Raw genomic sequence first — 11632 nt, 5'->3', positions numbered from 1 at the left:
CGCGGCACGTCACCTCATACGCCTGAGCATGACTACCGCTTTCCTGGCATGCTACTGTCCCCTTCACCTTTCGGATCCAGGTGAGCCATCAGACCCAAGGACCTCCTCCCGAGTCCTTCCCGTCTATAACGGGGATATAACGAAGCGCCTCGTGGCGCATCAGGGCTTGCGCCCGACGCCGCCCAGCTCGTCGACGTGGACCGACCTCCAGTCGGGCGACGGCTCCGGCCGCCACTCGTGGACGAACACCACGCCGGGCTCGACCAACTCGAGCCCGGCGAAGTAGCCGGAGATCTGCTCGTGGCTGCGCGGCTCGTAGGACACGCCGCCCTGGGGTTCGTACCGGTCCTGGAACTGGGCGGACGCCTCGTTGTAGGCCTCGCTCGTGTTCGCCGCGTCGCCCACGACCAGGTGGCTGCCGGACGGCAGGTGGTCGAGCAGGGTCCGCACCGCCCCGCACGCCGCGCCGTACTCGACGTGGCCGAGGATGCCCAGCAGGAGCAGCGCGATCGGCTGGTCGAGGTCCAGGACGGTCGCGGTCTCGGTGAGGATCAGGTCGGGGTCGCGCAGGTCGGCGTGCACGTACTTGGTCTCGCCCTCGGGCGAGCCGACCAGCAGGGCACGCGCGTGGGCCAGGACGAGCGGGTCGTTGTCGACGTAGACGACCCGCGCGTCCGGCGCGACGCGCTGGGCGACCTCGTGGGTGTTGTCGGCCGTCGGCAGGCCGGTGCCGATGTCGAGGAACTGGCGGATCCCGACCTCGCCGGCCAGGAAGCGCACCGCCCGCCCCAGGAACGCCCGCGACGCCCGCGCGTTCGCGCGCAGCTGCGGGTAGACGGCCAGGATCTCGTCGCCGGCCTTGCGGTCGATCGCGAAGTGGTCCTTGCCGCCGAGCCAGTAGTTCCACAGCCGGGCCGAGCTGGGGACCGTCAGGTCGACACCGACCGGGGCGACCTCGGTCCGGGAACGTCGCTCGGTCATGTTCTCCCACCGCCGTCGGGTCCGACGACACAGCGTAACCGCGGCGGCGGCGGTCTCGGAGCCGCCCACCGCGGGTGCTCGACGACGAACACGCGGCCGAGTCCGATCACCCACACCGCCTACCGCAGGTACGGCAGCACGGCCGTTGACGCCCGCGGGTGACGGAGCCCACGATCGGGTGCAGCGCCGACGTGCGAGCCGGGAGGACGACGATGTCCGAGAACACCGAGCGATCCACCGCGGTCGACCCGTACACGCTCACCGCGGACGGCATCAAGGAACCACCCGTCGGCTGGCGGGCCAGCGCGCGCTACTTCGGCCCCGGGCTGATCCTGAGCGCGTCGATCGTCGGGTCCGGTGAGCTGATCGCCACCACCGCGCTCGGCGCCCAGGTCGGGTTCGTGCTGCTCTGGCTGGTGATCGTCAGCACGCTGGTGAAGGTGGCCGTGCAGATCGAGCTGGCCCGCTGGACGATCGCGACCGGCGAACCCGCGCTCACCGGCTACAACCGGGTCCCGCCGCGGATCGGCGGGATCGGCTGGGTCAACGTGCTGTGGGCGGTGCTGGCGCTGTCGAAGCTGCTGCAGCTCGGCGGGATCATCGGCGGCACGGCGGTGGCGTTCAGCATCCTGCTGCCCATCGGCGGCGACCCGCTCGCCTTCACCTCGCTGGTGATCTGGACGGCGATCCTCGCCGTCGGCAGCATCGCGCTGCTGTACTCGAACAGCTACACGCTCATCGAGCGCGGCGCCGCGGCGCTCGTCGTCATCTTCACGGCCGTCACCGTGCTCATCGCGCTGGGCCTGCCGCTGACGCCGTTCGCGTACGGCCTCGGCGACCTCGGCGGCGGGTTCTCCTTCCTCATCCCGGCCGGTGCCCTGGGTGCGGCGCTGGCGATGTTCGGCATCACCGGCGTCGGCGCCGACGAGATCACCTTCTACACGTACTGGTGCGTGGAGAAGGGCTACGCCCGCTGGGTGGGCCCGAACGACGGCAGCGAGGAGTGGGTCCGCCGGGCGAACGGCTGGATCCGGGTGATGTACAAGGACGCGCTGGTGTCCTGGGTGATCTACACCTTCGGGACGCTGGCGTTCTACCTGATGGGCGCGGCCGTGCTGGCGCCGCAGGGCCTCGTCCCCCAGGGCAACACGCTGATCACCACGCTGTCCCGGATGTACACCGACACGCTCGGCGAGTGGGCGAGCGTCGTCTTCCTGGTCGGCGCGATCGCCGTGCTCGGCTCCACGATGTGGGCGGCCATCCCCAGCTGGTCGCGGATGTACACGAACCTGCTCGCCACGTTCGGCGTGCTGGACTGGCACGACCCGGTCGCCCGGCTGCGCTGGATCCGGGTGTTCACCGTGGCGCTGCCGATCCTGTGGGGCGTGCTCTACCTGACGATCCAGTCGCCGGTGATCATGGTGCAGATCGCCGGCGTGATGACCGGGATCTTCCTGGTCGGCGTGGTCTGGGCGGTGTACTGGCTGCGCCGCAACGAGACCGATCCGCGGCTGCACGGCGGCCGCGCGTTCGCGATCTGCCTCGCGGTGAGCAGCGCGGCGATCGCGCTGCTGGGCATCTACTCGCTGGTGGACATCATCGGCATCATCTGACCGTCGAGAACGAACTTGTCGTGATCAAAAAGCCCTGTTGATCACGACAAGTTCGTTTTCGACGGAGGGTCAGGGCGGCGCCGGGACCGCTTGCCCAGCTCGGTCACGTCCACCCCGGCGTCGGCGAGGATGCGGCGCGCCTTGACCAGCTTGTACACGAACAGCACCACCGCCGCGGCGACGCCGGCGTCGTCGACCAGCCCGAGCGGGCCGAGCACCATCTCCGGCACGACGTCGATGGGCGAGATCAGGTACAGCGCCGCGGCGCCCATGGCGATCAGGCCGCGCGGCGGGATCCGGTAGCGCCACATCACGTACGCGATCACCAGGACGACGAGCAGCGCCAGCACGCCGACGATCAGCAGGGTCGTGCGCAGCCAGTCGGGCATCGTCCCAGTCTGCCGTGTGGGGCGCGCCCGCGCTGGCTGCCACGTCCATCCTCTCGACGTCCTCCCCTCAAGACGTGGCGAGCGGCTCGTGGATTCCGGCGGTGTCGGGCATCGGCGTCGTTCGTCGCGGGGTCGTGTGCAGGGCCTCGGCGAGCAGCCGGATCCCGAGGGCCGCCTGGTCGGGCGGCACCGTGCCGTAGCCGAGCACGAGCCCGGGGAGGCCGCCGGGGCGCACCCGGAACTGCGCCAGCGGCCAGACCCGCACCCCCAGGCGCAGGGCGCGGTCGACGACGGCCCGCTCGTCGGTGCCCGGCGGCAGCCGTGAGCAGCACACTCAGCCCGGCCGCGATCCCGCTGGGAGCCGCCTCGGGGAGGTGCTCGCCGAGACCGGCGAGCACCGCGTCGCGGCGCTGCTGGTAGACCCGCCTCGAGCGACGCAGGTGGCGGTCCAGGTCGCCGGAGGTGAGCAGGGCCGCGAACGCGGCCTGCAGGAGGCTGGACGTGGCCCCGTCGGTGGTGGCGCGTCTGGCGAGCACCGCGTCCATGAGCGGGGGCGGCACCACCGCCCAGCCGAGGCGCACGCCCGAGGCGAGCGTCTTGGACGTCGTACCGCAGTGCACGACCCGTTGCGGCGCCAGTCCGTGCAGCGCACCGACCGGCCGGCGGTCGTAGCGGTACTCGGCGTCGTAGTCGTCCTCGACGATGTGGCCGTCGACGTCGCGGGCCCACTCGACGAGCTGGTTGCGGCGCGCGGGCGAGAGCGCCACACCGGTGGGGCTCTGGTGCGCCGGGGTGACCACGACCGCGCGCGCGGGCGTGCGCCGCAACTCGTCGACGACCAGCCCGTCCCCGTCGACGCCCACCGGCACGAACCCGGTCAACCGCCGGCGCGGGCCGGGGTAGCCGGGGTCCTCCACCGCGAAGGTCCGGTCGGGCAGAGCGTGCGCGACCAGGTCGAGGGCGTGCCCGAAACCGCCGCACACGACGATGTGCTCCGGGTCGGCGCCGACGCCGCGGACCCGACCCAGGTGCTCGGCGAGCGCGGCGCGCAGCACCGGCAGGCCGCGCGGGTCGTCGTCGGCCAGGTCCGCGCCGCGCAGCGTCCGCAGCGCCTCCCGCGACGCCCGGGCCCATGCGGCGCGGGGGAACAGGTCGAGGTCGGGTCGCCCCGGCCGGAAGTCGACGCGCACCGGGTCGGGCGCGGGGCCGGGGCGCCGCGCGGGCGCCGTGACCGGCGGCACCCGGTTCACCGTGGTCCCGGCACCCGGCCGCGACAGCAGGTAGCCCTCGGCGACGAGCTGGTCGTAGGCCTCGATCACCACCCGGCGGGTGACGCCCAGGTCGCCGGCGAGCGCCCTGGTGGAGGGCACCGTGGCACCCGGAGCGAGCCGCCCGGTCCGGATCGCGGAGCGCAACTCGCCCTCGATCTGCGCGCGCAACCCGCGCCGGCGCGTGCGGTCGAACGCGAGGAACAGCTCGGGCGCACTGGTACCCATCGAACGAGGCTAACCGGACCTCCTATCCGCACCGCTGCGCTCATACGGTCGCCGCATGACGTTGCGTTCCGCCTTGTGGCTCCCGCTGTTCGACGCACTGGCCGATCCGCTCGTGGTCGCCCGCCTGGCCGGTGAGGCCGAGGAGGCCGGCTGGCACGGGTTCTTCGTGTGGGACCACGTGCGCTGGCGTCCACCGGTGGACGCGGTCGCCGACCCCTGGATCACGCTGTCCGCCGCCGCGACCGCCACGGAGTCGGTGCAGCTGGGGCCGATGGTCACGCCGCTGCCGCGGCGCCGCCCGGTCAAGGTGGCGCGCGAGACGGCCACCCTCGACCGGCTCAGCGGCGGCCGGCTCGTCCTGGGGGTCGGGCTGGGCAGCGACCGGTTCGGCGAGGAGTTCTCCCGCACCGGGGAGGAGTGCGACGACCGGACGCGCGCGGAGATGCTGGACGAGTCCCTGGACGTCCTGACCGCGGCCTGGACCGGCGAACCGGTGCACCACCACGGCCGGCACCACACGGTCGACGGGGTCGCGTTCCGGCCCCGACCCGTGCGCCGGATCCCGGTCTGGGTGGCCGGCTTCCCCGGCAAGGTCCGTCCGCGCCGCCGGGCGGCGCGCCACGACGGCTTCTTCCCGGTGAACCTGGACCATCCCGACCAGCTGGCCGAGGCGGTCTCCGCGGTCATGGCCGAGCGCCCCGCGACCGCCGCGCCGTACGACGTCGCCGTCGCCCTACCGGCGGGCACCGACCTCGCGCCGTACGCGGCGGCCGGGGCGACCTGGTGGCTGGCCGAGTTCGAGTGGCAGGACCTGTCGGTCGACACCGTGCGTGGGGTGCTGCGGGAGGGCCCGGCATGAGCGAGCAGATCATCCGGACCACCGGGGTGGAGCTGTGCGTGCAGGCCTTCGGTGCCCCGGCGGACCCGGCCGTGCTGCTGATCCACGGCGCCTGCGCCTCCATGCTGTGGTGGCCGGAGGAGCTGTGCCGCCGGCTGGCCGACCGCGGCCACCACGTGATCCGCTTCGACAACCGCGACACCGGCCGCTCGACCAGCTACCCGCCCGGAGAACCGGGCTACGCGCTGTCGGACATGGCCGCGGACGCGGTCGGGATCCTGGACGCCCTGGGCGTCGACCGCGCCCACGTGGTCGGCCGGTCCATGGCCGCCGCTACCGCGCTGGTGCTGGCCTTGGACCACCCGGACCGGGTCGCCACGCTCACGCTCGTCACCGCCACCACCGGCGACGAGGAGCTGCCGCCCTCCTCGCCGGAATTCATCGCCCGCCCCACCTCGACCGACCCCGTCACCGACGTGGTGCACCTGATGCGCGCCTACGCGGGCGACTCACCCTTCTTCGACGAACGAACCGTCCACGAGCTGGCCGAGCGCGACGTGGCCCGCACCCGCAGCTGGGCCTCGGCCATGACCAACCACTTCGCGATGGAGTTCGACGCCCCCACAGCCGGCGGCCCCGCCGACGTGCGGGTACCGACCCTCGTCCTGCACGGCGAGCTCGACCCGGTGTACCCGCTGCCGCACGGCGAGGCGCTGGCGGCGGCCATCCCCGGCGCCGAGCTCGTCGTGCTCGCCGGCACCGGCCACGACGTGCCACCGCAGCGCTACGACCAGGTCGTCGACGCGCTGGAACGGCACGTCCGGAGGTGGCCGCCGCCCACGCGGACGGTCGGGCGGCAGCGGGATCAGGTGTCGTCGCGCTGGTAGACGTCCGGCACGCCGTCCTCGTCGGCGTCGACCGACTCCTCCGCGCAGATCCGGCGGTAGTGCCGGTTGCGGATCCGCAGCACCACCGTCGCCAGCAGCGCCGACACCAGCGACCCGAGCAGGATGCCGATCTTGACGTGGTCGTCGCGCTCGGTGCCGGCGCCGAAGGCCAACTCCCCGATCAGCAGCGACACGGTGAACCCGATCCCGGCCAGCAGGGCCAGCCCGAGCACGTCCCACCAGCTCAGCCCCTCGGCCAGCCGGGCGCGCGTGAACCGCTGCACCAGCCACGTCGAGCCGAGCACCCCCACCGCCTTGCCGGCGACCAGGCCCACCCCGACCCCCAGCGTGACGGGGTCGCCCAGGCTCGCGCCCAGCCCGCCCGCGCCGGCCACCGACACCCCGGCGGCGAAGAACGCGAACACCGGCACCGCGACCCCCGCCGAGATCGGCCGGAACCGGTGCTCGAAGTGCTCGGCGAGCCCCGGCCCCGGTCCCTCCACCCGCCGGACCACCGGGACGGCGAACCCGAGCAGCACCCCGGCCACGGTGGCGTGCACCCCGGACTGGTGCACCAGCACCCAGGTCAGCACGGCCAGCGGCAGCAGCAGCCACCACGACCGCACCCGCCGCTGCACCAGCAGCGCGAACAGCCCCAGCGGCAGCAGCGCGAGCAACAGCGCCGGCACGTCCAGCGAATCGGTGTAGAAGATCGCGATGATGGTGATCGCCAGCAGGTCGTCGACCACGGCCAGCGTCAGCAGGAACGTGCGCAGCGCCGCGGGCAGGTGGGTGCTGATGACCGCGAGGACGGCGAGCGCGAACGCGATGTCGGTCGCCGTCGGGATGGCCCACCCCGCCAGCGCGCCGTCGCCGGTGCCGGCGGTGAACGCGACGTAGATGAGCGCCGGGACGGCCATGCCGCCGACCGCCGCCGCCACCGGCAGCGCCGCGCGGCGCGGGTCGCGCAGGTCGCCGGCGACGAACTCGCGCTTGAGCTCCAACCCGGCCACGAAGAAGAAGATCGCCAGCAGCCCGTCGGCCGCCCACTGGGCCAGGGTCAGGTCGAGGTGCAGGTCCGCCGGCCCGACCCGCAGCGCGCTCAGCGCCCGGTAGGCCTCACCCCACGGGGAGTTCGCCCAGATCAGCGCGACCGCCGCGGCGGCGACGAGCAGCAGGCCACCGACGGTCTCGGCGCGCAGCACCTCGGCGATGCGCGAGGCCTCCGGCCAGCTGCCCCGACCGAGGATCGCGGGTCGACGAGCGGGTGTGCCCATGGTCGGCTCCTTCGCAGGGCGTCAGCGGACGATCGCCGACCAGACTTCCCGGCACACCGCGCACGACCGTACGTCACCGGGCGCTCCCACGCCCCGTTCCAAGACCATAATCACTCCCGGCCGTCCGTCGTGGAGCTTTGGTCGAGCCACCCCAGCGACCGCGGCGACGAGCGCTCGCGAACGTCAGGGCGGCGCGCGCGTAGCTGTGCTGCTCGCCGGGCAGCGGAGGGTCGTAGCGGGGGTGGTCCTCGGTCTTCACCGCCTCGACGGTGAAGATGATGGCGCTGATGTGGATGCGCCTGTGAGTCACGGACGCCGTGGGCTGTGGAGGACCGGCGCATCCTGGCCGGAACCCGGGTCGACCGGCTCCAGTGCTTGCTCCGTTGAGTGCTATCCGTCGCCTGACACAGCCGGGATGCTCGTCCCGTGGCCACGCCGGCGGAGCCGCATGCCCGACGCTCAACCGGCTCGGTGGGCGAGCACTGCACAGTCTGGTGCAGTGCTCGCTCATCGAACGCATGGCTCCGGGGACAGCTTGCCGATCGGCAGCCGTAGCGCCCAGAAGCCGTCGCCCCGGTCGGTCCACTCCCCGACCCGGACGATGCGGCCCTCCTCGTTCTCGACCTCGACGAACCGGCCGGGTTCCGGAAGCTCGGCCGCCGCGGCAGCCGCCTCCTACGCGTCCTCGGTACCTCCGCGGAAGCGTCCCTGACCCGCAGGCTCGGCCAGGACGGCGACGCCGCCGCCCGGTTCGCCGAGACCATGGACAGGGCCCGCGAGGTCGCCGAGCGGTTCCCGCGGCTGTGTCGCCGCCTCGACAGCCCCGCGGCCACGGAGCACACCGCCGGCCCGGAGCAGGCGTTCGAGTTCGGGCTGCGCGCGCTCGTCCACGGGCTGCCACCGAGCCGCCCCCACGAAGTAGGCCCGAACGGCGGAAGGGAACCGGCCGATCACCGCCGGTGGGTCGCGCGCGCTCCTGACAGGGTGGGGGCCGTGGACGCGCGAGCCGCCGACGACGACGCACGGTGGTCGGACGAGGAACCCGGGCCGACCCCCGACCCCGCCGCGACCGCCCGACGGCGGCACCGCGACCTCGTCGGCGCGGCGGTGGTGGTCGGCGTCTCCCTGCTGGTGGCCGTCGCCGTCCTGGTGGCGGGCCTCCCCGACGTCGAGGTCGGGTCGCCGCGCGAGCTCACCGCCGTCGTGCTCGTTCTCATCGGCTTCGTACTGGTCGGCACCGGGTTCGGGACGGGGCTGTGGAAGCTCCGCCGGCTGGGCGGCCCGCGCGACGCGACCCTGCTCCTGGACCGGGCCCAGCGCAGGGAACTGCTCGGCCAGGTCCGCGGGCGGCGACCGGTCGACCCGGCCCGGCTCGCGGTGGCCCGCAACCTCGCCGAGCGCCTGGTGCACCAGCGCTGGCTCGCGCTGGGCTCCGTCGGCCTGCTGCTCTCCCAGGTCGGCCAGGCGTTGACCGCGCCGTCGGTGTGGCGCGCCTGGACAGCGACCGGGCCGGCGGTCGCGCTCGGCGCTGCCTGCGTCTTCGCCGCGTGGGACGCGCGCCGGGGGCAGCGCTTCCTCGCCGCCCACCCGGCACCGACCTGATCCACCGCAGCGTTGAGGAGCTCGGCGACCTGCTCCGGCTGGGGCGGCTGGGCGCGGCGACGAGGCAACTTGGGCGGGTGGGCGTGGTCGGCGGGGTTCCGCTCGATCCACCCGTAGGAGATGGCGTAGTTCAGCGCGGCCTACAGGATCGCGTTCAGCCGCCGAATCGCACCCGGCGACATCGGCTTGCAGATGTGGGGCTCTCCGCCGGCTGCAGCCGGGCTGGAGTCGCAGATGTTGCAGCGGCGCAGGTGCGTGTAGAGCCGGTCGAGGACGTCCACCCGGTGCTGCAGCTTGCGCAGCTGCCAGTCCCCAGCGCCGGCTTCAGCGTCCGCCGATTGCTGGCCAACGTGCGCCGGCTGGCCGGTGCTGGTGCTGCGCGAGGTCACCGAGCGCAAGGAGGCCGTCGGGTCCGGCTGGGCGAAGCTGGTCGGCACCGACCCGGAGCTGACCGTCGGGTCGGCGAAGAGCGTCCTGGGCGGCGACTGGGGCCGTCCCGACACGGCGAACCCGTTCGGCGACGGCAAGGCCGCCGAACGCGGCGCCCAGGCCGTCGCGTGGCTCCTCGGTCACGCCGACCGCCCCGCCGACTTCACCGCCTGAGCTCTGCCCCCTCCTCCCGGTGGTCACGAGGGGTGAACGTTCGGGGGCGGTGGGTGCGTCTAGCGGACATGGACCTCAGCGCCGCCGGGCCGCGGTGATCCCGGTGCCGATACCCGACGAAGTGCTCGACGAGCATTCGCGCACGTCGCCTTGCCCGCCTTCGACGGACGAGGAGTTCACCGTCTTCGTGCACGCGAACCACCGGCGCCTGCTGCGGGTCGCCGAGCTGCTCACCGGCGACCGCGGCCGGGCCGAGGACATGCTGCAGACCGTCCTCGTCCGTGCCTACCAGCGGTGGAACCGCATCGCCCAGGACAACCCGGTCGGCTACGTCCGGGCGGGCCTGGTCAACGCGCACGCCGACTGGTGGCGGCGGCGGTCGTCGTGGGAGCGCCCGGTCGCCGCGCCCGAAGTGCGTTCGACCGTCGTCGATCCGGCCGGTCGGGTCGCGGGGCGCCAGGCGGTGCTGGCCGCGCTGGCCCCGCTGACCCGGCGCGAGCGGGCGGTGATCGTGCTGCGGTTCTACGAGGACCTCACCGTCCCGGAGATCGCCGCGACCCTGCGCATCCCCGCCGGCACCGTCAAGAGCACGTGCGCGCGGGCCCTGGCCAAGCTGCGGCTCTCGCCCGAGCTGGCCGACCTCCCCGACGACCCCAGGACCGAGGTGCGGACATGAACCCGACCACCCGTGACGACCTCGCCCGGCTCCGGGCGTCGCTCGACTACCCCGAATCCGCCGTCGTCCCGGACGTGCCGACGATCATCGCCGCGGGCCGGCGGGCCCGCGCCCGCCGCCAGGTGCTGGGCACGGTGGCCGCCGTGGTGGCGGTGGCGGTGGTGACCGTGGTCCAGGTCGGGCCGCCGAGCCACCCGCCGGTCGGGGCCCCGGACCAGGCCGCGCCGGTCGCTCCGGCCGCTCGGCCGGACGGGCCCCCGCCCGCGGAGCTCGTCGCCCACGGCAGCGCCCGGGCCGAGGCACCGGACGTGTTCGACCCGCTGACCAGGAGCCTGGCGGTCGGCTGGGTCCCCGGCGGCCTCAACCTCGCCACGGCCACCGTGCGGGTGCACGAGCAGTCCTACGTCGCCACCGACGGCGCCTACGACGATGTCGAGCACGGGCTGGCGATCACCGTGCTCAGCCGCGGGCGCGCCGTCGACCAGTTCTCGACCGCCGCCTACGGAGTGCCCCGCGATGCGGTCCGGCACCCGACCGACCCGGTCCGCGGCAGCACCGCCGAGTGCCTCAGCGACCCCCTCGTTCCGACCTGCACCGCGCTGCGCTGGCAGTACGCCCCGGACGCCTGGGCGCAGGTGTCCTACGCGGGCAGCGCCGGCCCGACGCCGGAGGCGGCCGCGGCGGTGGTCCGCCGGGTGGCGGAGTCGGTGTCGCTGACGGTCGCCGAACCGGTGCGGCTCCCGTTCGCGCTGAACGGGAGCCTGGCCGGCCTGCCGCCCACGGGGACCGAGGTGCAGTTCGTCGACGACGACCGGATCGACACGACCGCCGGGGCCCGGTGGAGCGTCTCGGTGGTCTACTCCACCGACGACCCCACCGACGGAATGGCGGATGTGAACGTGCGGTGGGAGCCCGGCCGGGTCGTTCCCGACCCGGGCGGCGAAGGCACCCCGAACACGACAGTCGACGGCCGTCCGGCCCGGCTCAGCCCGCACTCCGAGAACAGCCTGATCGTGTGGGGCGCCCATGACTGCACGTGGATACTCCTCGCCCCGGACCCGGTGGCGGCCTTCAGCGACATGCCCCTGGTCGACGACCCGACCGACCCGGCCGCCTGGCCCCCCGTCCGCTGACCCCGTCGCCGAGCTCGGGGCTCGGCCGGAGGTTCAGGACCGAGGCGGTCAGAGACCGGCGAAGGTGGTGACCTGGGTGGACTCGCGGCGGGCGATCTCGATTCGCACAACTCGACCGTTAGCGGAAAGTCGATCAC

The 11632-nt window shown here is 73.8% G+C and carries 12 protein-coding genes; 7 read left to right on the top strand and 5 right to left on the bottom strand.

From position 1 onward, the window contains the following. Positions 1 to 159: 159 nt before the first annotated feature. Entirely contained in the window at positions 160 to 981 is an 822-nt protein-coding gene (locus KIK08_RS18865) for an SAM-dependent methyltransferase (protein WP_214404504.1), read from the bottom strand. Positions 982 to 1193: 212 nt separating this feature from the next. Here KIK08_RS18865 and KIK08_RS18860 point away from each other — a divergent pair, with 212 nt between their 5' ends. Next, on the top strand, positions 1194 to 2594 hold the full coding sequence (locus KIK08_RS18860; protein WP_214404503.1) for an Nramp family divalent metal transporter: 1401 nt from the start codon (positions 1194 to 1196) through the stop codon (positions 2592 to 2594). A 41-nt stretch (positions 2595 to 2635) separates the two neighbouring features. On the opposite strand, the gene KIK08_RS18855 is transcribed toward KIK08_RS18860, so the two are convergent. Continuing rightward, entirely contained in the window at positions 2636 to 2983 is a 348-nt protein-coding gene (locus KIK08_RS18855; protein WP_214404502.1) for a YkvA family protein, read from the bottom strand. Beyond that, positions 2953 to 4479, bottom strand: coding sequence for a MocR-like pyridoxine biosynthesis transcription factor PdxR (pdxR, locus tag KIK08_RS18850; RefSeq protein ID WP_214404501.1), 1527 nt, complete (start codon positions 4477 to 4479; stop codon positions 2953 to 2955). Before pdxR ends, KIK08_RS18855 begins: the two co-directional genes overlap by 31 nt. Positions 4480 to 4534: 55 nt before the next feature. Between pdxR and KIK08_RS18845 the strand changes: the two genes are divergently transcribed. Then, a complete protein-coding gene (locus KIK08_RS18845) occupies positions 4535 to 5338 on the top strand; it encodes an LLM class flavin-dependent oxidoreductase (RefSeq protein ID WP_214404500.1) in 804 nt (267 codons plus the stop codon). After that, positions 5335 to 6204, top strand: a complete 870-nt coding sequence (locus tag KIK08_RS18840) for an alpha/beta fold hydrolase (RefSeq protein ID WP_214404499.1) — start codon at positions 5335 to 5337, stop codon at positions 6202 to 6204. The genes KIK08_RS18845 and KIK08_RS18840 overlap by 4 nt, the downstream gene beginning before the upstream one ends. Here KIK08_RS18840 and nhaA read toward each other — a convergent pair. Next, positions 6183 to 7481 carry a Na+/H+ antiporter NhaA gene (gene nhaA / locus KIK08_RS18835; RefSeq protein ID WP_214404498.1) on the bottom strand — a complete coding sequence of 433 codons (1299 nt, stop codon included), beginning with the start codon at positions 7479 to 7481 and terminating at the stop codon, positions 6183 to 6185. The genes KIK08_RS18840 and nhaA overlap by 22 nt on opposite strands. Before the next feature lie 993 nt (positions 7482 to 8474). Between nhaA and KIK08_RS18830 the strand changes: the two genes are divergently transcribed. Then, positions 8475 to 9083 carry a hypothetical protein gene (locus KIK08_RS18830; RefSeq protein ID WP_214404497.1) on the top strand — a complete coding sequence of 203 codons (609 nt, stop codon included), beginning with the start codon at positions 8475 to 8477 and terminating at the stop codon, positions 9081 to 9083. Between the two features lie 140 nt (positions 9084 to 9223). On the opposite strand, the gene KIK08_RS18825 is transcribed toward KIK08_RS18830, so the two are convergent. Next, on the bottom strand, positions 9224 to 9472 hold the full coding sequence (locus KIK08_RS18825) for a hypothetical protein (protein WP_214404509.1): 249 nt from the start codon (positions 9470 to 9472) through the stop codon (positions 9224 to 9226). Here KIK08_RS18825 and KIK08_RS18820 point away from each other — a divergent pair. The 3 genes from KIK08_RS18820 to KIK08_RS18810 all read left to right on the top strand — a co-directional run bounded on the left by KIK08_RS18820 (position 9450) and on the right by KIK08_RS18810 (position 11495). After that, positions 9450 to 9686, top strand: a complete 237-nt coding sequence (locus tag KIK08_RS18820; protein ID WP_308257725.1) for a UDP-N-acetylglucosamine 2-epimerase — start codon at positions 9450 to 9452, stop codon at positions 9684 to 9686. The two genes, KIK08_RS18825 and KIK08_RS18820, sit on opposite strands and share 23 nt — an antisense overlap. A gap of 103 nt (positions 9687 to 9789) precedes the next feature. Then, on the top strand, positions 9790 to 10362 hold the full coding sequence (locus KIK08_RS18815) for a SigE family RNA polymerase sigma factor (protein WP_308257724.1): 573 nt from the start codon (positions 9790 to 9792) through the stop codon (positions 10360 to 10362). Continuing rightward, positions 10359 to 11495, top strand: a complete 1137-nt coding sequence (locus KIK08_RS18810) for a hypothetical protein (protein ID WP_214404495.1) — start codon at positions 10359 to 10361, stop codon at positions 11493 to 11495. Before KIK08_RS18815 ends, KIK08_RS18810 begins: the two co-directional genes overlap by 4 nt. Positions 11496 to 11632: the final 137 nt, after the last annotated feature.

It is taken from the genome of Pseudonocardia lacus (assembly GCF_018531445.1).
Lineage (GTDB): Bacteria > Actinomycetota > Actinomycetes > Mycobacteriales > Pseudonocardiaceae > Pseudonocardia > Pseudonocardia lacus.
The sequence above is the reverse complement of the archived record's forward strand: the minus strand, read 5'-3'. Positions and strand labels throughout refer to the sequence as shown.